Source organism: Spirosoma fluminis, assembly GCF_054778895.1.
Genome location: NZ_BAAGZD010000008.1, coordinates 69,137 through 93,546, shown reverse-complemented (window position 1 = coordinate 93,546; position 24,410 = coordinate 69,137). Strand labels below are relative to the sequence as shown.

Genomic DNA, 24,410 nt, shown 5'->3' with positions numbered 1-24,410 from the left:
ATGTCTCTTTAACGACTCGCCGGTCAAGATCGTTAAAACTGGCATGATTTTAGGTCTATTCCTGACCAAGAAACTTCCTCCGGTATTGTGAAGCGTATCGAAGAACATATTTTTTTGTTGCTGGCTGTTCTGGCCGTTAGTCTGTCAGTGCTGTGTTTTCTGTTCCTGGAGCAGAACGCGCCGGGGGCCACCGACGAACAATATTTAAGCGCTGTTCAGCAGCGGGTGAAAGAAGAAACGCTGGTAAGTGCCAACGAACTGAGCATTGTTGTCTCCATGCTCAGGGAGAAGCGGAAGCCTGATTTCTCTGATCTTGATACCACAACCCGGTATCCGTATTTCGTGTTTAAAAACGGGAAATTGGTGTTCTGGTCAGATCATCGATTCATTCCTGAGTACGCCCGAATTGCCTCCATAAAAAGCCCTAAACTAATCGACTTCGAGCAGGGACGGTATATCGTTAGTCATGAGCCCGTACGGGCCGGTACCGATCGACTGGATGTCTTTTCGCTGATTAACATATACCGGACGTACCGTAGTACGAACGCGTATTTACAATCAGGTTACAATCCGGAGCTGTTTGCGCTTGACCCGCAATTGATCACCGATGAGCGAAAGAGTACGTTATACGCCATCTACGACCATGCTTCCGATTTTCTGTTCTCGGTAATTCCCCCAAAGGTCGACGCCTACCGAAATCATTCGACCCCGGTTAATACGGTCATTCTGGCGTCGCTGGGGGTAATTTTTCTGGGACTGTATGTTTTGCGGCTCATGAAAAGGCTGAAACAGCAGCGCCGGTACGAGGTCGGGTTTGTCTGGCTGGCGGGGTACCTGATTCTGTTGCGGGTTGTTATGCTCTACTTTGGCGTTCCGTTCCTGTTCGTCGAGACGGATCTGTTCAACCCGAAATTTTATGCCTCTTCGTTACTGGTGCCTTCACTGGGTGATTTGCTCTTGAACGCGGTGGTTGTTGCCATATTGGCCTTTTACTGGGTTAACCACTATTACCGGTCCAGGAGTTATGGCTTGCTGGTCCACCTGCCCGAAGGAGCCAGGGCCGTTATTTCGGTAGCCTGCGTTGTGCTGAGCTACGGTATATTTGCGATATGCTTCGCCGAGTTAAACAATATCTATGAGAAGTCGCAGTTTACGCTCGACATCACGCTGAACATTCGGTTTTCCTTTCTGAAGGTGGTGTGCCTGCTGGTTTTCATTACCATATCCTTTATTTACTTTCTGCTGACGCATCTGCTGGCTATCCTGTTCCTGCGGTATAATCGACTGAACAACGTAGCGCGTGGTGTTTTGCTTTTCCTGGGAGGGACTGGCATTGCCGCTGGCTTGTTGATTGCCTTCGACGTTACGTTAGCGTGGGTGTTTCTGCTGAACGGCGTGTATTTCCTCGTGATTTACATTAGCCAGTTGCCTAAGACGCTCTATACATTCCGGTATAAAACCTCGATCTACCTGTTTCTGGCCGCGTTTATCTGTGCGGTTACTACCTCCAACGTAGTGTATAACCAGGAGATCAAAAAACAACTGGCTCACCAGCGGGATTTTGCCGCTGAACTGCTGGCCGAAAACGACAAGTTTGGCGAGTTTCTGTTGAGCAAAGCCCGGGAATCGCTATCCAGAGATGCCGACATTGCCCGGGCGCTGCGGGCCGATACCCTACTCGTCAGGGAACGGATTCAACAACGGGTTAAAAGTGTGCACCTGGACAAATACTTCGACAAGTACGATGTAGAAGTATTCTCGTTTCGCTCCAATGGCTACCCGCTCGACATCAGCCCGAACGCTTCCGCCTTTGCATCGTTCGCGAAACGGTACCGCAAGCCGATATACAAGACTGAATACCCGGGCGTTTATTTTGTGAATGAGGTTGGCAATCAGTTTATCAAGCAATACGTATGTTTCGTTGCCATTCCGCGGTCGGCTTCGTTGTCGCCTGCCTACCGCTTAAACGTACCCGCATCCGATACCATTGGGTACGTTGTTCTCGATCTGCGGCAGCGGGGGGAGTGGCCAAAGAGTGTGTATCCTGAGCTGTTGTTGGATACGAAGTTTATCCAGACGGCCGATGCGCAGGAGTATAGCTACGCTATTTTTGCCCGCCAGCCTACGTCTCAACCGGCGGGACATTCCCAGTACAGCATGACGTACAATAATCCGGGTAGTTACAACTACGACCGGAAGTTTCCGATGCGCCTGCTGACAAATCCGGTATTGTTTACGGATGGCATTTCGGTGAATAAATACCTGCACGTTGCGCAGCGGGGCCAGAACGGACGTATCGTCGTTGTATCGTCACCGGGTTATCCCCTGCAAAATGTATTTTCTAACTTCTCGTTCCTGTACCTGCTTCTGGTGCTTACTGTCATCGTCGTTATTGTGGCTTACGCGGTCAACTACGGCTTTTCGGAGTTTAAGGTCAATTACTCGACCCGGATTCAGATTCTGCTGAACGTCGCGTTTTTCCTGCCGCTGCTCTTCGTTATCGTGATTGTGCTGAGCGTAATCAGCTCGAACTATATTACTAATCAGGAGAACACCTATATCACGAATACCCGGAATATAGCAGTCAATTTTCTGACGTACCTCGACGAGCACATGCTGGCCAAGAAACGCAGTAAAGCGTCGATGGAAGAGGAGCTGAGCAAAATTGCCCGCGACGCCAATATTGACATCAACCTGTTTGATACGCAGGGTCGGCTGTATACGTCAACGCGGCCACTGATTTACGAAAGTGGCTATCTCTCCAAACGCATCAATCCGGAGGCTTATATTCACATTATTGAAGGAAAAGAGAACCAGTATCTGGCCAACGAATCGCTCGGCGAAAAACAATACCGAACGGCTTACGCCGGCATCAAATCATACGATGGGCGGCTGCTGGGCGTATTGAGTGTGCCTTATTTTTACGCCGGGCCTGAACTCGACCGGCAAATTATTGAGGTCATTGCGTCGGCCCTAAGCATTTTTACGGCGCTGTTTCTGTTCTTCCTGGTGCTGTCGTACTTCGCGTCGCACGTGTTGACGAAACCGCTGCGGCTACTTACCCAAAAGATTCGGAAAACGAACCTCGAACGGCCCAACGATCCGCTGCCCTGGCAATCTGACGATGAGATTGGTCTGCTGATTCGGGAGTATAACCGGATGCTGGTTAAGCTCGAAGAAAGCAAACAGGCCCTCGCCCAGAACGAAAAACAGTCGGCCTGGCGCGAGATGGCCCGGCAGGTTGCCCATGAGATCAAGAATCCGCTGACACCGATGAAGTTGACCCTGCAGCATCTACAGCGCACATTCCCGAACACCAACGGCGGCTCGGTCAGCACCAACGACTCGGCTACGCGCCGGGTTATTCAGCGCACGTTCGATTCGCTGCTGGATCAGATTGATAACCTGAGCGATATTGCTACTTCGTTCTCGGACTTTGCGAAAATGCCGATGCCTAAAAAAGAAGTATTCGAAGTTACGTCGGTGCTGAACAAAGCCGCTGATCTCTACGCGGATGATAACAGGATTACGCTCCGGCGCCAGATCACTGCCGGACCCGTGATGGCCGAAGGGGACCGGCAACTGATTGGTCGTATCCTTACCAATCTGCTCATCAATGGGATTCAGTCGGTGCCGTCTGACCGCAAGCCCACGATTGACTTGCGACTCTACACCAACGGCGAAGAGGTACAGATTGAGGTGCACGACAACGGCGCGGGTATTCCCGAGGCCATACGTACGAAAGTGTTTTTACCCAACTTCAGCACCAAACGGGGTGGTTCCGGGCTTGGACTGGCTATTGCAAAACGAGGAGTTGAACACGCAGGCGGTACAATCTGGTTCGAGACCACCGAAGGCGTTGGTACGTCGTTTTTCTTCTCCCTGCCGCTGGCTAACGTAACTGAACCAACAGCTCTGAGTCCGGTGAGGTAACAGGAGGCCAGCTTATAAAAAAAGTCAGCCGGTCTGGAATCCAGACCGGCTGAAACTTATACTCTCAAACATCACTTAAATTTATTTCAGAAAGCGCAGCCCTACTGACTGCGCAACGAATGACTGACCATATCGTCGTCAATCGTTACGTGCTTCCAGTTCTCGCCCGATCGAATGCGGTTTAATTGGGTATGCGTAATGCCGAATTGCTTGGCGATCATTTTCAGCCGGTTTTTGTCATTACGTAACAGCTTCTTGATAATCTTCACCTTGCTCTCGGTCAGCTTATAATTGCGGGTTTGACGCGGAATCTGACGATTCTTGAGACTCGGATTGTTCCGATTGTGCTCAATCATATCCTCCTTTGTCACCCAACGCAAATTTTGGTAATAGTTATTCTGCTTGTCGTGGTCGAGGTGAATCACAAACGTTTGCTCGTCCTGATCGCGACCGACAAAGTGCTCGGCGACTAACTTATGAACGTACCGGTTGAGCGTTTTGCCTTCGGTACGAATGTTTAACGAACGATAGCCCTGGATAACCGACCCTTTAATCAGCGTGCTCTTCGGGGTGTCGCTGCTCGGGCTACGCCGACGAGTCGATGCAACGGCCTGGAAGCTACGCAGCCGTCCGTAATTCGAGACTTCATAGTGGGGTGGGTTCTCGATACCGTCGAACACGATAGGCACCCACTTTTCATTCCAAAAGCTCTGGTTTTTTTTATCCTCCATGGCCGGGCGTTCGTAAAACGATTTAAATAAGCGATGAAACGAATCTTGTTTTGTTTAACAATCTATTAACAAAGTTATAACAAAATGGTTGAATAATCGCACCATAAAATTTCTGATAATCAATCTGATAGTCAGATTTGGCAACGTATATACCCCTGTTCAGCAGGAAAGGCTAAGTTTAAAGATGAAAAATAGTTTACCAAGGTTAAACAAATGTAGGGGCACGGCTTTGTCTTGAAACCGGTTGGCGCTCCGGTACGTTATCGAAACAAGATAACTCAATTATTCCGACAGAAACCGATGGATACGCAAGCAAAGAAAACACTTATAGTTGGAGCCACTGAGAACCCAGGCCGCTACGCGAACCGGGCTGCTCACAGTCTACTTCGATATGGTCATAATATTGAGTTGTTAGGCTTACGAAGCGGTGAGGTTAGCGGGCATCCGATTCAAACCGGCTTTCCCGATCTCGATGGTGTTGATACAGTGACTATGTACGTAGGAGCGCGTAATCAGCCACCGCTTTACGAATACATAAAGCAGTTAAAGCCCCGGCGCGTCATATTCAACCCCGGCGCTGAGAACCCTGAGTTCGAGAAGGAGCTGAAAGCGCAGGGCATCGAACCCATTGACGCCTGTACGCTGGTCATGCTTTCTGTAGGGACGTATTAACCAAGAAAGGCGGAAAAGATTGCTCTTTTCCGCCTTTCTTGGTTAATACTGGGTGAGATCACCATTTGATCAGCGCCGATGCCCAGGTAAACCCGCTGCCGAAGGCCGCCAGGCAAACCAGATCACCGGGTTTGATGCGGCCCTGGTCATAGGCCTCCGTTAAAGCAATCGGAATTGAAGCCGCTGTGGTGTTGCCGTATTTCTGAATGTTGTTAAACACTTTCTCGTCGGGCAGCTTCATCTGCTGCTGAACGTAGCCCGAAATACGGATATTCGCCTGGTGAGGAACCAACAACGCCAGATCGTCGGCCTGGAAGCCATTGGCTGTCAGGCTTTCGTTGATAACTTCCATAAAACGAACCACAGCGTGTTTAAATACGGCATTGCCGTTCATCACTACGTCGAAACCGCCTTCGTCGACCATCTGCTTCGTAGCCGCCCGATCGGGTCGGCTGCTGCCCGGCTCTTTCACGTACAGATCTTCGGCATAACGTCCATCGGCGTGTAAATGCGTCGATAGTACGCGATGTTCTGGGTCAGTGGTCGCTTCAACGACGGCTGCGCCCGCTCCATCGCCAAAAATAACCGCGACGCCCCGGCCAGCCGTACTCTTGTTGATCCAGGTTGACTGAATTTCGGCACCGACAACCAGTATGCGTTTATACATACCGGTTTTGATGAACTGATCGGCAATAGACAGCGCATACACGAAGCCTGAACATTGGTTACGGATGTCAATGACGCCGATGCCTTCCAGCCCCAGTTCGCGTTGCATCAGGAACGCCGATCCCGGAAAGAAATAATCCGGGGTTATGGTGGCATACACAATCAGATCAATATTGGCAGGGGTCAGATTGGCTCGTTCAATGGCCATACGCGAGGCAGCTGTGGCCATGCTGGCGTTCGTTTCTTTTCCATACGTAAAGAAACGCCGTTGCTGGATACCCGTCCGCTCCTGAATCCAGGAATCGGAGGTATCCATATATTGTTTCAGGTCATCGTTGGTGACGACATTGTCAGGTACATAATACCCTAAGCCCGTAATTTTTGAGTAAACCGTATTCATTCGTTGATGGAGACCAGTCGGCAAAAATAGTCTTTTTTCGGGAGGGTATTCTCCCATGTATACCGGCTGTTCAAAGGAAAACCGAATTTAGCCTATTTCGGTGCTAGGCTGCATGAAGTTCAAACGAATAATTCTCCATGATGAGATTGGCCAGTAGCTGACGGCAGGCGGAATCAACGGTTTCACGCGCTTTTTCTTCTGTTTCAGCGTCGACTTCCAAGCGGACGTGTTTTCCGATACGTACGTTGTCAATCGAATCCATCTGGAGATTGTGTAAACCCAGTTTAACGGCTTTTCCCTGCGGGTCCAGAATTTCCGGGCGGGTCATGATGTTAATTTCAGCGATGTATTTCATTTGTAAAGAGTGAATGAGCGAAAGAGTGAATGAGTGAAAGGATATAGGCTTACCCGTACTTTGTTAACCGCCGGGCCGCTCTTTCACTCATTCACTCTTTCGCTCATTAAAAATTAGTGAAACAAGGATATAAAGCAGAATGATCAGGGGTATGGCTGCAAACTGCAAAAATATGAGCAGAAGGGCAGATGCCAGCAAAAAGCTGAACTTAATCCGGTTCTCCGCCCAGCTGAAGGATTTGAATTTCAGGGCGAAAAGCGGTACGTCCGAAACCAGCATAAATGAGAACGCGATCATCATGCCCAGGGCAATGTCGTTTTGCCAGATCGCATCAAACTGAGGCTGGTAACGCCCCATCAGCGGAAAGGCCCCAATCAGCATAGCGTTCGCCGGAACGGGAAGTCCAATGAACGATTCCGACTGGCGCGTATCGATGTTGAAATTAGCCAGCCGCAGCGCCGACAGCACGGCGATCAGGAAGGCCAGGTAAGACAAGGAACCTAACTCCTGAAACCAGCATAGCTGGAAGACGATCGTTGCCGGAAGAACCCCGAACGTAACCACATCGGCCAGGGAATCCAGCTCTTTGCCAAAAGGTCCCGATACGTTAACCAGCCGAGCGACAAAGCCATCGCCAAAATCGAGAATGGCGGCAATTCCAATTAACCAGGCCGCCCACTCCAGGTGACCGCGTAAGGCCATAACCAGCCCGATGCAGCCGCACAGCAGGTTGCCGCAGGTCATGGCGTTGGGCAGGTGTTTCAGTAGTGCTTTCATGCCCGTACGAATGGATTAGTGCGCTTTTCCTGCCCAATCGTTGTGGGGTCCATATGGCCCGGATAAACAACGTAATCGTCGGGTAAGGTAAAAAATTGCGTTCGAATGCTGTTAAGCAAGTCGGCGTGGTTGCAATAAGGGAAGTCCGTGCGGCCAACGCTGCCCCGGAATAAAACATCGCCCCCGACAACGTATCGATCGGCGTGATTGATAAACGCTACGTGGCCCGGCGCATGACCAGGCGTAAACACTATGTCCAGAACGGTATTGCCCACGTGAATCTGTTCGCCTTCTTTCAAAAACCCATCGATGGTAGAGGGTTCGTAGGCACGCAGTCCATACAGCGCGCAACGGGCGGGTACGTCATTATAAATCACCATATCCAGCTCGTGCAGGTACGCCTTAACCCCATATTTGCGCTTCAGGTACGCACAGCCGAACACGTGGTCGAGGTGAGCGTGGGTAAGCAGGATAGACTTGACCGTTAGCTTACGCTCGTCGATGAAGCGGCTAAGTGCTTCTTTCTCCGCTTGTTCGTAACAGCCGGGGTCGATCACGACAGCCTCGCCGGTTGCGTCATCGGCGATCACGTACGTATTTTCCTGAAAAGGCGAAAACTCAAAAGCCTGAATCATAAGCTAACGCGGATGAAGCCGCGTTTGAGAAGAATAGGAGCGGGGTTGGGCCGCGTTACGTTACAAAAGTAGGAACACCGTCGGTTTTTTGCGCAAATCGGGGGTCTGCGATTTCCATTCCCGAATCGTCAGCGTGCGTACGAACGCATCCGGAGCCGTTACGTTACAGGCTACACACAGGCGTGTGTTGGGCTGGCAGTTTGCGACTACATCTGCGAACAGAGCATCATTTCGGTACGGCGTCTCCATGAAAATCTGAGTTTGCTGCCGTTGCTGCGCTTCTTTTTCGAGGTGACGTATCGACCGGGCTCTGTCCTGCCGGTCGATGGGTAAATAGCCATGGAAGATAAACGATTGCCCACTCATGCCGGAAGCCATGAGCGCCAACAGAATTGAGGAGGGGCCTACTAGCGGCTCTACACGCCACCCCAGCGTATGAGCCATACTGACAACAACCGCACCTGGGTCGGCTACGCCCGGACAGCCTGCTTCGGAAAGCACTCCTGCGTTCTGTTTTCGCTCCATCAGTTCCTGAATCTGTCGGCGCGTATCGGCAGGGGGGGTGTCTTTGTTGAGTTCGTGAAACAAAGTCCCGTCGATGACGCGGCTCGTTTTCAAGCCCGTAATAAACCGACGGGCCGACCGGAGGTTTTCCACAAAATACGCATCCGTCTTATCAATTATTTCCCGAATAGTAGGCGGAAGAACCTGCTCGAACGTATCGTCGGCGAGGAGGGTAGGAATCAGATACAGCGTTGGCATTCGTAAGCTTTAACTGTGTTCAACAAATTTTATCAGCGTTTCGACAAACTCAACCGGTTTTTCGGCCTGCACCCAGTGGCCTGCGTCCTGAATGGTTTCAATCTGCGCCTTGGGAAACATACTTTTAATGGCGGGAATATCGGTATCTAGGATGTACGGTGACTCACTGCCCCGGATAAACAGCGTCGGTTCCGTCACGATACGTGGATTTGTAAGCTCTTCGCCAATGCCGTGCAGTTCCCGCTCAATAACGGGCAGGTTCAGTCGCCAGTCAAATCGCCCCTGGCTATCCCGATACAGGTTCTTCAACAGAAATTGACGTACCGTCAGCAGCGGCTCGTACTTACTCAAAATGGCGTCGGCTTCGCTGCGGCTGGTTATACCGGCCAGGTCAATCGCTTTCAGGCCCCGTATGAGCTCAGCGTGGTGAACCGGGTAAAACTTAGGCGCAATATCGACCACAACCAGCTTCGCGAACGTACCCGGATAAGCCATTACGTACTGCATCACGGCCTTTCCGCCCATCGAATGGCCCACCAGTATAGGGCGGTCGATCTGGTGGTCAATTAGAAATTCGTGCAAATCATCGGCCATACCGTGATAGTCGTGATCTTCAGCGCGGGGGGACTGACCGTGGTTTCGCTGATCAAGCGCGAATACGCGGCAGCCTCGGGCGGCTATTGCTTTGCTGGTGGTGAGCCAGTTGTCCGATGAGCCAAAAACGCCGTGTAGAATGACTATAGCCGGACCCGTGTCGCCCGTTTGTCGATAAAATAGCTTCATATTCGTTCGTAAGGCTGGGTCAGATAACCAGAGGACGCCAACCTTTTCTTGGTTGATTTACGCTCAACTTTCGAGAATGGTTCGAAGTCTCGTTTTTTTCTAAATCTGAGCAAAAAGTGGCTTAACACAAACTTAACATATAAGAATAGCACCTAAACCGCTAGATTTTGGCTTATTCCACGTTTTTTGGCCGAAAACTTATTATATGTAGTATTATTTTAAGGAGAGATGCTTTGTATGCCCCAAAAAAATAACTGATCTTTGCATTAAAATTGGACCGTTCCCTAAGTAATGGACCCCAAACAAAAATCAATCAAACCAAACACTTCTATGTTTAAAAAATTACTGCATGGGAAGGCAGCCTCGTTGCTGTTCAGCAGTATGCTCTTCGTGCTATTCTGTAGCAGTGGGGTGATGGCACAGGTTACGACCGCAGTGATCAATGGGCAAGTAAACGATGATAAAGGCGCGCCATTGCCCGGTGCTACCGTGGTCGCCATTCACGAACCTTCCGGGAGTCGGTATGGGACCACGACAAACGCATCAGGCCGTTACACGCTTCCTGGTGTTCGCGTGGGTGGACCTTTCCGGATAACGACTACGTTTGTTGGTTTCAGGGATCAGGTTAAAGAAGGAGTCTTTACGAATCTGGGTACTGCCGCTGACGTAAACTTTATTCTGTCAGATGCTAGTGCGCAATTGCAGGAAGTTGTTATATCAGGCACCCGGAGCGATATTTTCAGTTCCGAACGGACTGGTGCAGCAACCTCGTATGGTCGTCAAACGATCAATACCATTCCGACGCTGGGCCGGACTATCAACGACATTACGAAGTATAACGCTTATGGTAATGGCCAGTCATTTGGTGGTCAGGATCCTCGCTTCAACAATATCACTATTGATGGGGCGGTTTTTAATAACGGATTTGGATTAGGTAGTTCAGCACAGGCTGGTGGTCGCACAGGTACTACGGCCGTTTCGTTGGATGCTTTAGATGAAATTCAATTAAACGTAGCACCTTATGATGTTCGCCAGACGGGCTTCTCAGGGGCTGGTATCAATGCGGTTACTCGTTCAGGAACGAACGATTTTTCAGGATCGGTTTACTACCTATTCCGTAACAACAGCTTAGCTGGTAAGAAAGCGGATGGCAGAGATCTGCCTCCGGTTACGATCAACCAGAAGACGCAAGGCTTCCGGGTTGGTGGTCCGATCATTAAGAACAAACTGTTCTTCTTCGCAAACGTAGAACAGTACAACAGCAGCAATCCCGCTTTGGATTGGGTAGCTAATCGGCCGGGTGCAACGGGTAACGTTTCTCGCGTAACAGCGGCTGATCTACAGGATCTTAGCCAGTTCATGAAAACGAACTTTAACCGTGATCTTGGCGCAATCGATAACTACAACAATGACGTTAAAAGCATAAAAGGGCTGCTACGTCTTGACTGGAACATCAACGACAATCATAAACTTGCGGTGCGGTATTCTCACCATAATTCTGAGTCGGATCAGTCGATCAGCAACAGTAACAGCAGCGGTACCGCAGGTTTTGGTAACCGTACCGGTTATTCTACCGGTGCTTATTCTGGTAACCTCGCTCTTTCTCCGCAGAATACAGGCTATAAGATTGCGGATAACACCCGCTCGATTGCTGTAGAATTGAACTCTACGTTCGGCGGTAAGTTTGCTAACAAATTAGTCGCTACGTATAACAAGCAAATCGAAGACAGAACTTATCGGACAGATATATTCCCGACCATCGATATTCTGAAAGACAATACGACTTATACGTCGATTGGCTTTGATCCCTTTACGCCAAACAACAAGCTGAACTATTCGACGCTGAATATCACCAACAACTTCAGCTACTTCGCAGGAAAACACACGCTGACGTTAGGTCTGTCGTACGAGAAATATACATCGAACAACGTGTTCTTCCCGGCGTCGAACGGTGTGTATGTGTATAACTCGATTGAGGATTTCAAAACTGCAGCGCTGGCTTCACTAGGTGGAACACCACCTGCTACGTCGCCTGTAACGGTAAGACAGTATAACCTACGTTACTCGCTGGTGCCAGGAGGAGCTGAACCACTGCAAACGTTGCGTCGGAGTACGTATAGTGCATACGTACAGGACGAGTTCCAGGTCAATCCTACGTTTAAAGTGACCGCTGGTGTACGGGCGGATATCTTCGCTTATGATAACTCAACGGCTGCCAACTTTAATAACCCACGGGTAGCCGAGCTTAATTATAAAGACGAAAACAACCAGCCATATAAATTAAACACGGGTGCATTCCCTAAAGCGCGTCTGCTGGTTTCGCCCCGGGTTGGTTTTAACTGGGATATTAAAGGAGATAAAACCACGCAGCTTCGGGGCGGTAGCGGTATCTTCGTTTCCCGTATCCCTGAAGTGTTAGTTTCTAACCAATTGGGTAATAATGGTGTAAATACTGGCGTATATAACTTCCAGAATACCAACATTCCATTTGTTACGGATCCTAGCAAATTGCCAGCCGGTTTATTACCCGCGGTCACCACTGATGTCCGGAGTTTGACCGGTTATGCGGTTAATGCAACTGATCAAAACTTAAAATACCCAATGGTTTGGAAAACGAACCTGGCTGTCGACCAGCGTTTACCCTGGGGTTTGATTGGAACGGTTGAAGCCATTTATAATAAGACAATTCAGGCACTTCGTTATATCGACGCTAACTTAGCTAGCCCAACCCGTCAGTTGAGCGGCCCAGACACACGAAATCTTTTCCCGGCTTCAGGTGTAACAGGTACTGCTGCAATTAACACCGCTCGTTACATTAATTATCCATACAATACGAATGCCTTTGTGTTGAAAAATACAAACGTAGGTGATTCATATACATTGACTGGTAAGCTGGAAAAACCCGCCGTAAATGGTTTTGGTGGAATGGTAGCGTACACCTATGGACAGGCAAGAGACTTGCAATTAGTAGGTAGCACGGTTGTTGGTAACACGCCGACCATACAGGGTCAGAACTATCTGACCATGTCTTACGGTGACAACGATCTGCGTCATCGGATTATCGGCTATGTGAACTATCGGTTGAACTACGGTGGCAAATTCGGTGGTTCGACCACCTTTACGCTGGGTATGCAATCAACCAGTGGCTATAAAGCTTCTTACGTCGTTGGTGGCGATTTGAACAGCGATGGTCAGACAAGCAATGACCTGATCTATGTGCCAAAGAGCGCATCTGAGTTGACCTTCGCTCCTCTAACCGTAGGATCGGGTACATCAGCTGTAACCTACTCGCCTGAACAGCAGCAAGCGGCTTTTGATGCTTATATTAATGGTAATGAGTACCTGAAGACTCGTCGTGGTCAGTACGCTGAACGGAACGGTGGTTACGCGCCCTGGTTGACCCGTTTTGACTTCACGGCTATACAGGAGGTTTACGTACGCGTTGGTTCTAAAGGAACCCGCCATACACTGCAATTCCGGGCTGACATTCTGAACGTTGGTAACCTGCTCAATAATAAATGGGGTGTAGGCTGGCAGAATACATCATCGAGCCCATTGTCGCTGGCGAGTGTTAGCGCAGCTGGTGTACCAACCTACCGCATGGGAACGCAGTCAGTTGTCGAAAATGGCACTAACCGGACAATCCTGTTGAGAGATTCGTTTGTAAAGAGTATAACGATCGATAACGTTTGGCAGGCTCAGCTTGGCGTTCGTTACTTGTTCTAACTAATTGCTCACAAGTAAAAAGGAAAACCGCCGGATTGCTCCGGCGGTTTTTTTATACCGTGTTGAAACCTACATTCGGTCCTTCTTATTTTGACCGTTTATACGAGGCTGTACACACGGAGCTGCAGGCCTTCAGAGTCCGTGTTCGAAAAAGTGTTAGCGTATCGCCCTAACCGGGCAAAGCCAGCTGACTTAAGGCCTTTTTATTACGTTAACAGGAACAGATCAGGGTAGAACGGGCGCTTCACTGTCCAGCGTTCGCATACGCAGTACGTCGACACCTGCCTGATAACCCGCTACGATTACGCGGCCGATGTCTTCAGACGTAAATTTCATCAAATTAAGCGAGAGCGGCTCGGTAGGTCGAATGATGGTGAGTTTCAGCGTTCGGCCGTGGAGGTGTTCTCGCTCCGCAAATCGTTCGGCCCAGGCAATGTCATTGTTTACCAACTGATTGACGGTAATATCTTTCACCCGATCCATCAGGTTAAGCAGATTCCGGTAATTAAATTTCTCGTTGTAAATTTTCTTCGCGTGGCAGGCGACACAGGCGATGTCGGTGGCACCATCTTCAATCGCAACCCGTAAGGGAGCTACCTCCCGTAACCCGCCGTCCAGGAACGCTTTTCGGTGATCGCCCCCGATCTGCACCGCGGGCATTAGAAAGGGTAGCGAACTGCTGGCGTACACAAAGTCGAGAAAGTTCGGGTCATTCGCATCGGCATACAGCATATCGCCATTGACAATATCGACGGCACCCACTTTAAGGCAGACTGGGCCGGTTTTGAGGGCTTCCAGGTCAACGTGATTACGAATCAGGTTCTGAATAGGCGAGTTGTCGAGCAGGCCGTCAAAGCGGCTCATGAGCGTATTGTAGCCCATCCGGAAGCGCGATCGAATAACCGCTACGTCGTCGGGTTTGGTAATATTCCGAATCCAGAATTCGATCAGATATTTGCCAACTTTTGTCCAGTTGACCTGCCCGGTTTCGGCCTGCTGGCGAGCCGCTTCGTTGGCAATAAACGTAGCGTTCAAACTACCTACTGAGATACCGTACAGCTGATCGGGCACAAAGCCTGACTCGAAGAGTGCCATGGCCGCCCCCGCCTGGAAAGCCCCTTTCAGTGAGCCGCCACCCAGAACGAGTGCTTTGCGAGGAGGAATGGATGGCGAGGCCGCTGCGTTGGAGGAGGGTGAAGGTGGGGTTGGATTATCGATCATAGAAGAAAGGGCTGCGCCACAGTACGGTAGTAAGTTGGCAATTTTTGATTCGTAAACAAAACGAATTTTACCAGACAATACGTAGTCACCGATCTGCTTTTGCGGGTGCGTTTTTTCCGGTCTGCACTTTCCTTGCTATACTTGCCAAAAATTAGGCGGCTGTTTTTCGGAAGCGGTGAACCATTCATAAGCGTTCATTCCTTTTTAGTGTAAACCGCCCACCGAAGATTACCACCTGCTTCTTAAAAATGGCCCTTACCGTCGCTGACATCCAAGCTCCGATTGCTGCTGAAATGAAGTTGTTTGAGCAGAAATTCCGGGACTTAATGAAAAGTGACGTTATGCTGCTCGACCAGATCATGAATTATATCGTGAAACGGAAGGGTAAGCAACTGCGGCCCATGTTTGTGTTTCTGACGGCGGGCGTGTGCGGTCAGATTACCGAATCTACCTACCGGGGTGCCTCGCTCATTGAACTGTTACACACGGCTACCCTCGTCCACGATGACGTAGTGGACGACTCGAACTACCGGCGCGGTTTTTTTTCCATCAATGCACTCTGGAAGAACAAAGTTGCCGTTTTAGTTGGTGATTATCTGCTGTCGCGCGGGTTACTGCTGTCGGTCGATAACGGGGATTTTGAATTGCTTCAGATTGTGTCGACTGCGGTGCGCGAGTTGAGCGAAGGCGAACTGCTGCAAATCGAGAAGGCCCGTCGGCTGGATATTACCGAAGCCGTTTATTACGAGATCATTCGCCAGAAAACAGCCTCGCTGATTGCGGCCTGTTGTGCAGTAGGCGCCCGTTCGGCGGGTGTCGATGCGGAAACAATTCAAAAAGCCCGGTTCTTCGGCGAAAAAGTAGGCATTGCGTTTCAGATCAAAGATGATCTGTTCGATTACGGCACGGCAGAAGTTGGCAAGCCGCTGGGTATCGACATTAAAGAGAAAAAAATGACCCTGCCACTTATCTACGCGCTTAACAAAGCTGGTTTTCTGGAAAAGCGCCGGGTCATCAACATTATCAAGAACGAGAGTGGTAATCCTAAAAAAGTGAATGACGTCATCGCGTTCGTCAAAAACTCAGGAGGTATTGAGTACGCAACCGAAGCCATGAACCAGTACGTAGCGCAGGCTCAATTACTATTAAATTCCTTTCCGGAATCTCCCTACCGGCAATCCCTGCATCAACTGGTGCAGTACACCATCGACCGAAGTAAGTAATCGTTGGTTCGATACGTTCATCCCTTCATTAGTCAGACTCTACTTTCTTCGCCGTCTTCTGCGTGAAAAGTTTGTGAAAATCCGGGCTCTCAGTGTTCATCCACTTGTCCCAGAAGGTAAAGTACAGCCCATAATTGAACCGAAACTGAGCGTGGTGCAAACTATGATGCGTTGCGCCAATGAGCCAGCGCCCCAACCAGTGCCGATCGAAATTGCGCGGATAAATTTCGGTGTTCAGGTGGTTTACGGCGCTCGAAACAGTCATAATCAGCAGCAACAACCCTACGGCTGATAAGTGAAGTGGCAGAATGAACGTAAGCGCCGGAATCACAATGGCCTGCAACGTGCTTTCGGTCGGATGAAACGAAAAGGCCGTCCAGGGAGAGGTTGTAATACTGTCGTGATGGGTTTTATGCACCCACTGATACACTCCGGGTCGGTGCATCCAGCGGTGCAGCCAATAATAATACGTTTCGTGAATGAACATGACCAGAACGATACTAACCGGGTACCAGATCAGCGGATACGCCCTGATATCCGTATAGATCCTGGTGTAGCCGTTCTGGTACGCCAGGATCAGGCCGACGGCAATAGCCGTGAAAATGAGCGATGTCAACAGCGACCAGCCTATTTCCCGCCGATCCTGACCGGGTTTGCGGGGGCGCGTCTGCACGGCACGATGCGCAAACTGCTCTTTCATGGATACCTTAAACAGCCACCAGAAAGCCAGAGAAAATAAAACGTATCGCCCAAAAATCGCCAGGAAAAACAAGAGGGCTGTTAGCCACAATGTAGCCGGGCTGTTAATTTCAATCATGACACCAAAAGCTAGTTGCAAGGCTCTAGTATACTCAACTGAATCGGTTCGTCAGTGTTCACTCAGTCGGAATGTAACCCAATCAATTTAGTGAAAATCGTTAGAATCCGGTGCATTACGTTCGCCAAACGCGGTGCGGCTACCCACTAAATTGTTTATACATTTGCGGCAGTTTCTAACCTTCAACGGAACGGCCCATGCGTCTGCGTCTTTCGATCTTAATGCTACCGATGTTTGTGGTAGCGACCTCTTTTGCCCAAACCCCTAAATCAGCTGGAATTGCCCGTCCTAAACTTGTTGTCGGCATTGTTGTCGACCAAATGCGGTATGATTACCTCTACCGCTATTACGATAAATATACGACCGGCGGGTTCCGGCGTCTGATGGATGGTGGCTTCAATGCCCGTAACAACCACTATCATTATGCCGCTACGTATACCGGTCCTGGCCATGCCGCAATTTATACGGGCTCGGCACCAGCCTTAAACGGTATTGTTGGTAATGATTTTTATGATCACCGACTTGGTCGTATTATGTACTGCGCCGAAGATACTACGGTCACTACGGTAGGAAATACCGGATCAGCCGGCAAGATGTCGCCCCGAAACATGCTCGTAACCACCATCGGCGATCAGTTGAAATTAGCGACCGATGGCCGGGCTAAAGTAATTGGCATTGCCCTGAAAGATCGGGGGGCTATACTACCAGCGGGGCACGCAGCTAATGCCGCCTACTGGTTCGATTCGAAAGACGGTAATTTCATTTCGAGTACATTCTATCAGAAGGAATTGCCGCAGTGGGTGCAGGCGTTTAACGCGCGCAAGCTGCCCGAGCAATTCATGCAACAAAAATGGACTCCGCTGCTGGCGCTTGATAAATACACCGAAAGTACTACCGACGATCAGCCCTACGAAGCAACGCTGCCGGGCGAACCGAAACCTGTATTTCCGCATGAATTTGTGGTGCAGACTGGCAGCAACAAATATGAGGTGCTGCGGTCCAGCCCATACGGCGATCAGTTGACCAAGGAATTTGCCCTGGCCGCGTTGAAAGCCGAAAAGCTCGGTCAGCGCAACGTAACGGATATGTTATGTGTGAGCTTCTCATCACCCGATTACATCGGTCATGCTTTTGGTACCCACGCCATCGAAACAGAAGATCAGTACCTGCGGCTTGATCGGCAACTAGCCGATCTGATGAACCAGCTCGATGCTACGGTCGGCAAGGGGCAGTGGGTCGCATTTCTGTCGGCGGACCACGGAGCGGCCGATGTGCCGGCTTTTTCCCAGCTGTACCGGATCCCAGCGGACGTTAAGGGGTATGGAGAGGTGAGCGAAGCGGTCAAGTCAGCGCTCGAAAAAGCATACGGTCCGGGGCAGTGGGTGCTCACGTACCTGAATCAGCAGATTCACATGAACCATGCTCTGCTGGCCGAAAAGAAAATTGCGTTACAGGACGTATATGAACTGGTTCGGACTACTTTGTTGAAACAGCGGGGCGTGGTGAACGTAATAAACCTGCACAATCTGGGGGCAGTAGCTATTCCTGAACTTCACCTAAACCTGTTCCGGAACGTGTATCATCCCAACCGAAGCGGTGATTTCTACGTCATGCAGCAGCCCGGCTGGTTTGAAGGACGTAGCCGGGGCACTACACATGGCACCGTATACGCCTACGATACACACGTGCCTTTTCTGCTATACGGCTGGGGAGTGCGGCCCGGACAACTGCTTCGCCGGACCCACATTCATGACATTGCGCCGACCATTGCCGCTTTGTTAGGCATTCTTGAGCCAAGCGGCTCGATCGGCAATCCCGTACCCGAAGCCATCGCTACGAAGTAAACACTAGCTACTAGCTCCTCACGGACCTTCGTCCTCAGTTAACACAGTTAGCTCAGGACGAAGACAATCTCTTTAAAGTCAAATGTCTTCTCGCCGGTAACCGTCGACACAACGAGTCTGCCTACGGCGTCTACTCCCGTGATGATACCGCGAAAAGAGATGCCATTCGCCACGAAGGGATGTTCTTCCCGATACCGGAACAGACTTTGCAGGTACGCGGCTTTTAAGGCGTCGCGCTGCCCGGCTCTGAGTTGCAGGTACCGCTGCTCGAGGCTTTCGCTCAACCGGCTTAGCAGGCCCGGCAGATCGTACCCGGCGGATAGTGGGGCTTGCTGTTGCAGGGACGTTGCGGTTGGATACGTAAATTCTGTCTGATTTACGTTCAATCCGGCACCAACTACCGACCAACCGATGTTATATCCCTGCAAGGTGTTCTCAATCAGTATACCGCCCAGCTTTTGATTGCCAACGTAAAGATCGTTTGGCCATTTAATGCGGACGTTGTTGAGCAGAGAGGCCAAAGTGTCGTGGATGCCCAGCGAAACAGCGATGTTTAGCCAAAACTGTTCAGTAGCTGACAAAAACGACGGCTTTAAAATCAGCGAGAATGTCAGATTCTCGCCGGGTTTAGCTTCCCATTGGTTACCTCGCTGCCCCCGACCGGCTGTTTGGTTATCCGTTACAACGATTAAGCCTTCGGCCGGATCCTGAGAAGCAATCAAATCGGACGCTTCGTCGTTAGTTGACTGACAGCTTGGCAGGTATTGGACTATTTGCCCAACAAAAAGCGTTTTGGGATGGATTTTGTACAAAATTTGTTTAGTTTAGTAGAGGGAAGCAAATGAATGGTGCCGGGGGTATTTGAGCCCGCAAGCAACGCACCCGCTGATACGCTTATCGTGCAATGTTAAACCGAAAGCATGAGAATTAACAAAACCAGTGAATACACCGCCGAGCAAATCCGGGATTTTGTTGTCCGGGGCATGCAGGAAAAAAAAGGGCAGGACATTGTAATCATGGACCTGCGCAACGTTAAAAACGCCATCTGTGATTACTTTGTAATCTGTTCGGGAAATTCCGATACGCAGATCGACGCGATCTCAACATCTATAGAAGAGGAAGTTTACAAAATAAGCCATCAGGACCCTTGGCACCGGGAAGGTAAGATGAACCGGGAATGGATTCTGCTGGATTACGTAGACGTAGTGGCCCATGTGTTCAAGAAAGACCGACGGTCGTTTTATGATCTTGAACAGCTCTGGGGCGACGCCGAAATTCAGTACATTGACGATAACGACCTGGTACCTGTATCTTGATAGCGTTTTGATAAAGAGGCCTTTGATGGCGGGCAATTGTTCCGCATAAATGGCCGTTTATGGGATGAGTTTACCGCTTGTCCTAACCGTTTCACAGCAGAAACAATCGGCTGTGAAACGGTGTTACCCTTTGAAATCCGTTTGTACAACCTGAGGAAATGGCAGAAAACAATAATAGAAATCCTTTAGTACCCCGTGGAGGCCCACGCAAGCCCAACTTTCAGGGGTGGATTGTTGCGTTGCTGATTGCCGCCATCCTTGGCATTACGTTCTTCAATAAAAGCTCAGCCACTCGTGAAACCTCGCAGAAGCGGTTTGAGCGAATGGTTAAAGATCGTGAAGTAGCCGAAGTGGTGGTCGTCAACGATAAGATTGCTGAAGTTACGCTTACGCAGCAGGCTGCGCAGAGTCCTAAATACCGTAACTTATTTTCCGATAAGCCGTATTTCGGTTCCAACCATGGCCCGCACTTCCAGTTTCAGATTGCATCTGGGGAGACTTTTAAGAAAGACTTAGACGCTATCCAGCAGGGCGTTCCTGACAACGAAAAGATTGATTATCGATTCGAGCAGCGAAGTGACTTTGGCAGTATCATCAGTACGTGGGGATTCCTGATTGTGATGATTCTGGCGATGTACTTTTTGCTCGGACGTATGTCTGGAGCTGGTGGCCCCGGTGGTCAGATCTTCAATATTGGTAAATCCAAAGCGGCTCTGTTCGACGCCGATAACAAGGTGAAAATTACCTTCAACGATGTAGCGGGTCTGGATGAAGCCAAGGAAGAAATCAAGGAGATTGTCGATTACCTGAAAAACCCGACGAAGTTTACCAAACTCGGCGCTAAAATTCCGAAAGGAGCTTTGTTGATAGGCCCTCCGGGTACGGGTAAAACTCTACTGGCGAAAGCCGTTGCCGGGGAAGCCGGTGTTCCGTTCTTCTCCCTGTCGGGTTCTGACTTCGTCGAGATGTTCGTAGGAGTCGGGGCGGCACGGGTGCGTGACTTATTCAAACAAGCAAAAGAGAAAGCGCCTTGTATCATCTTTATCGATGAGATCGACGCGGTTGGTCGCTCGCGGGGCCGTGGTTCAATGCCGGGTGCCAACGATGAACGCGAAAACACGCTGAACTCGCTGCTGGTAGAGATGGACGGGTTTGCCACTGATTCGGGTATCATTATCCTGGCTGCCACCAACCGCCCGGACGTACTGGATTCGGCTTTGCAGCGTCCCGGCCGTTTCGACCGTCAGATCAGTATCGACAAACCAGACATCGTTGGTCGTGAAGCCATTTTCCGGGTTCACCTGAAGCCGATTAAACTAGCGTCTGATGTAGATCCTAAAGAATTAGCGGCTCAGACACCGGGTTTTGCCGGGGCTGAAATAGCCAACGTTTGTAACGAAGCTGCGCTGATTGCCGCACGTAGTGATAAGGAAGCCGTCGATATGAAAGACTTCCAGGACGCTATGGACCGGGTAATTGGTGGGTTGGAGAAAAAGAACAAGCTCATTTCGCCGGAAGAGAAAGAAATCGTTGCGTATCACGAAGCGGGCCACGCAGTGGCTGGCTGGTACCTTGAACACGCCGATCCGCTCGTGAAGGTGACGATTGTACCCCGCGGTGTTGCCGCACTTGGCTACGCTCAGTACCTGCCGCGTGAGCAGTATCTGTACCGGACCGAGCAGCTAATGGATGAAATGTGCATGGCGCTGGGTGGTCGGGCGGCCGAAGACCTTATTTTTGGTAAGGTCTCGACAGGAGCTTTGAGTGATCTGGAACGGATTACTAAGCTGGCCTACAGCATGGTAACCATGTACGGTATGAATGATGTGATTGGTAATGTTTCATTCTATGATTCGAAACAATCGGACTATGCGTTCAACAAGCCGTATTCGGAAGAAACAGCCAAGCACATTGACGAAGAGGTTCGTAAGATTGTTGACATAGCATACAATCGCACCAAAGATTTGCTGACCGATAAGCGGGAAGCCTTGGAGGTGATTGCGAAGGAATTGCTTGAAAAAGAAATTCTTTATCAAAATGACCTCGTTCGCCTGATTGGCAAGCGTCCGTTCGAGCGCGAAACCGTTTATCAAGCCTATAAAAACAAAGGTGTTGCTGAAGAAGTGAAAGAGGAAATTGGTAAAGAGGCAAAACCTGCCGAAACCGAACCCGAATCACTGCCTTTATAGAGTATAAATTGTTTAGCAAAAAGCCCCTGCTCACTGAGCAGGGGCTTTTTGCTGTAGATGGTTTCACGCTTTATCGTTTGCCTAACTCGATCGCCTGCATATCGGTGACACGACCCGCATCTAATGTAAAACGAACCGCCGTTCGGGTTAGATGAAACCCGGTTTTGCCAGCCGCTCCCGGATTAATGAATAAAAGATTGTTTCTGGCGGAGTCACGGGTAACCTTTAAAATATGGGAGTGCCCACACACAAATACATCGGGCGGGTTAAGCCGAATCTCTGATCGAACAGCCGGATTATAGGTTGGGGGCGTACCGCCGATGTGAGTCATCCAGACCCTCACGCCTTCGAGGGTAAAGTGCAGATGGGCGGGTAGCTGAATACTCTCCTGATCAATGTTTCCGCTGACAATTCGCAGGGGGCGGAAGGCACTCAACTGCTCAACGATAGCTAAGTTGCCGACATCGCCCGCGTGCCAGATTTCGTTACATTCGGCGAAATGCGTAAAAATCTGCGGGTCGAGGTAGCTGTGTGTGTCAGAAAGTAAACCGATACGTATCATAACAGGAAGTAGCCCAGATTCATCCGGGCTACGTTTTACTCGATTGAAGCTGATCCTAAAATTAACTCTTTCATCTCGGCCCGTATCTTTTTCTTATCGATTTTGCCGACACTTGTTTTAGGGATTTCCGGAACGAAAACAATGCGGTCGGGTACGTACCATTTGTGAAGTTCGCCCGTATCAACTTTGGCTTGCAGATCTGCCTTGATGCCTTCGGAAGAGAGCGTATAGCCCGGTTTTTGCACAATCAACGCGTGTGGGCGTTCGCCCCAGCGTTCGTCGGGCAGTCCGATAACCGCCGATTCAGCCACGCCCTCAACCTGCGACAATACGTCTTCCATATCCAGCGACGATACCCATTCGCCCCCGGTTTTTATTACGTCTTTAGTGCGGTCAGCAATCATCACCCAGTAGTCGGGCGTAATACTGGCTACGTCACCGGTATGCAGCCAGCCACCTTTCCAGAGTTCGGCGCCCCGCTCGGCGTCGTTATAGTACCCCTGCGTTGCCCACGGACATTTAACGACAATTTCGCCCAGGGAATGACCATCGTGCGGAACAAAGTTACCGTCATCGTCCATCAGGCGCATCTCCACAAAGGGCGAAATGCGACCAGCCCGCGTCCGTAAATCGATCTGTTCATCAAAGGAGAGTTGCTTTTCAAGTTCGTTTAAATACACAATGGCGGTCACAGGAGCCGTTTCGGACATGCCATATCCCTGCGAAACGGTAATGCCCAGTTCCGTAGCCGCTTTAGCCAGCCCTTTTGTGAGTGCAGAGCCGCCAATCAAGACTTTCCAGCGGCTCAGGTTATCTCTGTATTTCTGCGCGGCCGGACTACTGACCAGCATGTTCATTATAGTGGGTACACAGTGGGATAAGGTTACGCCTTCCGTAACCAGTAGCTTTAGCAGAAGCTCCGGCTCATAACGACCTGGGTATACCTGTTTGGCTGACATCATCGTCGCCAGAAACGGGAAGCCCCAGGCATGTACGTGAAACATGGGCGTAATGGGCATATACACGTCTGTAGACCCTTTGAAGGGCATAGCTTCGTACCCGATAATGTAGGTTAAAAGTCCAACCGTGTGCATGAACAACTGGCGGTGTGAAAAATAAACGCCTTTTGGATTACCCGTTGTACCCGTTGTATAGAACGTAGTAGCCCAGGTATTTTCGTCAAAGTCCGGAAATTCGTATTGATCGGAAGCACTCTTCAGCATGGCTTCGTATTCGCCGGAAAAGCCTTCGGAGACTTCGGTGGTTGCAGCAGGGGCTGTATAAACCTTATCGCTGAGCAAGACGTATTTCTCAACCGTGGTCAACTGCCCTTTGATGGCCGTTAAAATGGGTAGAAAGTCTTCATGAATCAGTACGATCTTGTCTTCGGCGTGATTCATCGTGTACAATATCTGCGTTGGGGATAGACGCACGTTGACGGTATGCAACACAGCTCCCATACTCGTTACGCCAAAAAAGCACTCCAGATAGCGGTGGCTGTCCCAGTCAAGCATCGCAACCGTATCGCCTGGTTTAACCCCGAGTTCAGTCAGTACATTAGCCAGTTTCCGAACGCGCTGATTGAACTCGATATAATTCATCCGAAACAGATCACGATAGACAATCTCGCGCTGAGGTTCGTATTTTAACGATTGAGCGAGCAGACTCTTAATTAGCATCGGTGGTTCATGGGCCTCAGCCGTGCGGGGAATCAATTTGGTTTGTATCATGGTCATTGACGGTACATAATGTCTATATTACTAGTAACTCTTTGAATAAACCAAAAGTATGGCCGAAT

General features: G+C 50.0%; 19 protein-coding genes. 7 read left to right on the top strand and 12 right to left on the bottom strand.

What is annotated here, in order from left to right; all coding sequences use genetic code 11:
• Window positions 1-87 precede the first annotated feature (87 nt).
• Complete coding sequence (locus ACYVBJ_RS13415) at window positions 88-3,933, top strand: sensor histidine kinase (RefSeq protein WP_460982812.1); 3,846 nt, start codon at window positions 88-90, stop codon at window positions 3,931-3,933.
• 101 nt (window positions 3,934-4,034) lie between these two features.
• Here the strand turns inward: ACYVBJ_RS13415 and ACYVBJ_RS13410 are convergent, their stop codons facing one another.
• The gene (locus ACYVBJ_RS13410) at window positions 4,035-4,664 is read right to left on the bottom strand and encodes an HNH endonuclease (protein ID WP_460982811.1); all 630 of its coding nucleotides are present in this window, start codon (window positions 4,662-4,664) and stop codon (window positions 4,035-4,037) included.
• 300 nt (window positions 4,665-4,964) lie between these two features.
• Here ACYVBJ_RS13410 and ACYVBJ_RS13405 point away from each other — a divergent pair, with 300 nt between their 5' ends.
• On the top strand, window positions 4,965-5,336 hold the full coding sequence (locus ACYVBJ_RS13405) for a CoA-binding protein (RefSeq protein ID WP_460982810.1): 372 nt from the start codon (window positions 4,965-4,967) through the stop codon (window positions 5,334-5,336).
• A gap of 58 nt (window positions 5,337-5,394) precedes the next feature.
• On the opposite strand, the gene ACYVBJ_RS13400 is transcribed toward ACYVBJ_RS13405, so the two are convergent.
• From ACYVBJ_RS13400 to ACYVBJ_RS13375, 6 genes are all read right to left on the bottom strand, one after another.
• Window positions 5,395-6,402, bottom strand: coding sequence for a 3-oxoacyl-ACP synthase III family protein (locus ACYVBJ_RS13400; protein ID WP_460982809.1), 1,008 nt, complete (start codon window positions 6,400-6,402; stop codon window positions 5,395-5,397).
• Window positions 6,403-6,505: 103 nt separating this feature from the next.
• Window positions 6,506-6,757, bottom strand: a complete 252-nt coding sequence (gene purS / locus ACYVBJ_RS13395; protein WP_460978882.1) for a phosphoribosylformylglycinamidine synthase subunit PurS — start codon at window positions 6,755-6,757, stop codon at window positions 6,506-6,508.
• 87 nt (window positions 6,758-6,844) lie between these two features.
• Window positions 6,845-7,534: a CDP-diacylglycerol--serine O-phosphatidyltransferase gene (gene pssA / locus ACYVBJ_RS13390; RefSeq protein WP_460982808.1), complete on the bottom strand. Its 690-nt coding sequence runs from the start codon at window positions 7,532-7,534 to the stop codon at window positions 6,845-6,847.
• A complete protein-coding gene (locus ACYVBJ_RS13385; RefSeq protein WP_460982807.1) occupies window positions 7,531-8,169 on the bottom strand; it encodes an MBL fold metallo-hydrolase in 639 nt (212 codons plus the stop codon). The genes pssA and ACYVBJ_RS13385 overlap by 4 nt, the downstream gene beginning before the upstream one ends.
• Before the next feature lie 60 nt (window positions 8,170-8,229).
• Window positions 8,230-8,931 (bottom strand): SAM-dependent methyltransferase, encoded by a 702-nt coding sequence (locus tag ACYVBJ_RS13380; protein WP_460982806.1) that lies wholly within the window; start codon window positions 8,929-8,931, stop codon window positions 8,230-8,232.
• Between the two features lie 9 nt (window positions 8,932-8,940).
• On the bottom strand, window positions 8,941-9,714 hold the full coding sequence (locus ACYVBJ_RS13375) for an alpha/beta fold hydrolase (protein WP_460982805.1): 774 nt from the start codon (window positions 9,712-9,714) through the stop codon (window positions 8,941-8,943).
• Between the two features lie 330 nt (window positions 9,715-10,044).
• On the opposite strand from ACYVBJ_RS13375, the gene ACYVBJ_RS13370 reads away from it, so the two are divergent.
• Window positions 10,045-13,440: a TonB-dependent receptor gene (locus tag ACYVBJ_RS13370; protein ID WP_460982804.1), complete on the top strand. Its 3,396-nt coding sequence runs from the start codon at window positions 10,045-10,047 to the stop codon at window positions 13,438-13,440.
• 225 nt (window positions 13,441-13,665) lie between these two features.
• Here the strand turns inward: ACYVBJ_RS13370 and ACYVBJ_RS13365 are convergent, their stop codons facing one another.
• Window positions 13,666-14,661 (bottom strand): patatin-like phospholipase family protein, encoded by a 996-nt coding sequence (locus tag ACYVBJ_RS13365; RefSeq protein WP_460982803.1) that lies wholly within the window; start codon window positions 14,659-14,661, stop codon window positions 13,666-13,668.
• 248 nt (window positions 14,662-14,909) lie between these two features.
• Here ACYVBJ_RS13365 and ACYVBJ_RS13360 point away from each other — a divergent pair, with 248 nt between their 5' ends.
• Window positions 14,910-15,884 (top strand): polyprenyl synthetase family protein, encoded by a 975-nt coding sequence (locus ACYVBJ_RS13360; protein WP_460982802.1) that lies wholly within the window; start codon window positions 14,910-14,912, stop codon window positions 15,882-15,884.
• Between the two features lie 28 nt (window positions 15,885-15,912).
• Here ACYVBJ_RS13360 and ACYVBJ_RS13355 read toward each other — a convergent pair whose 3' ends face one another.
• On the bottom strand, window positions 15,913-16,701 hold the full coding sequence (locus ACYVBJ_RS13355) for a sterol desaturase family protein (protein ID WP_460982801.1): 789 nt from the start codon (window positions 16,699-16,701) through the stop codon (window positions 15,913-15,915).
• A 197-nt stretch (window positions 16,702-16,898) separates the two neighbouring features.
• Between ACYVBJ_RS13355 and pafA the strand changes: the two genes are divergently transcribed.
• Complete coding sequence (gene pafA, locus ACYVBJ_RS13350; RefSeq protein WP_460982800.1) at window positions 16,899-18,545, top strand: alkaline phosphatase PafA; 1,647 nt, start codon at window positions 16,899-16,901, stop codon at window positions 18,543-18,545.
• Window positions 18,546-18,592: 47 nt separating this feature from the next.
• On the opposite strand, the gene ACYVBJ_RS13345 is transcribed toward pafA, so the two are convergent.
• A complete protein-coding gene (locus ACYVBJ_RS13345) occupies window positions 18,593-19,357 on the bottom strand; it encodes a biotin--[acetyl-CoA-carboxylase] ligase (RefSeq protein ID WP_460982799.1) in 765 nt (254 codons plus the stop codon).
• A gap of 108 nt (window positions 19,358-19,465) precedes the next feature.
• On the opposite strand from ACYVBJ_RS13345, the gene rsfS reads away from it, so the two are divergent.
• Window positions 19,466-19,861: a ribosome silencing factor gene (rsfS, locus tag ACYVBJ_RS13340; protein WP_460982798.1), complete on the top strand. Its 396-nt coding sequence runs from the start codon at window positions 19,466-19,468 to the stop codon at window positions 19,859-19,861.
• Window positions 19,862-20,019: 158 nt separating this feature from the next.
• Window positions 20,020-22,050, top strand: a complete 2,031-nt coding sequence (ftsH, locus tag ACYVBJ_RS13335) for an ATP-dependent zinc metalloprotease FtsH (protein WP_460982797.1) — start codon at window positions 20,020-20,022, stop codon at window positions 22,048-22,050.
• Between the two features lie 70 nt (window positions 22,051-22,120).
• On the opposite strand, the gene ACYVBJ_RS13330 is transcribed toward ftsH, so the two are convergent.
• Together ACYVBJ_RS13330 and ACYVBJ_RS13325 are read right to left on the bottom strand one after the other, a co-directional pair.
• The gene (locus ACYVBJ_RS13330; protein ID WP_460982796.1) at window positions 22,121-22,612 is read right to left on the bottom strand and encodes a metallophosphoesterase family protein; all 492 of its coding nucleotides are present in this window, start codon (window positions 22,610-22,612) and stop codon (window positions 22,121-22,123) included.
• A gap of 35 nt (window positions 22,613-22,647) precedes the next feature.
• Window positions 22,648-24,342 carry a fatty acid--CoA ligase gene (locus ACYVBJ_RS13325; RefSeq protein ID WP_460982795.1) on the bottom strand — a complete coding sequence of 565 codons (1,695 nt, stop codon included), beginning with the start codon at window positions 24,340-24,342 and terminating at the stop codon, window positions 22,648-22,650.
• Window positions 24,343-24,410: the final 68 nt, after the last annotated feature.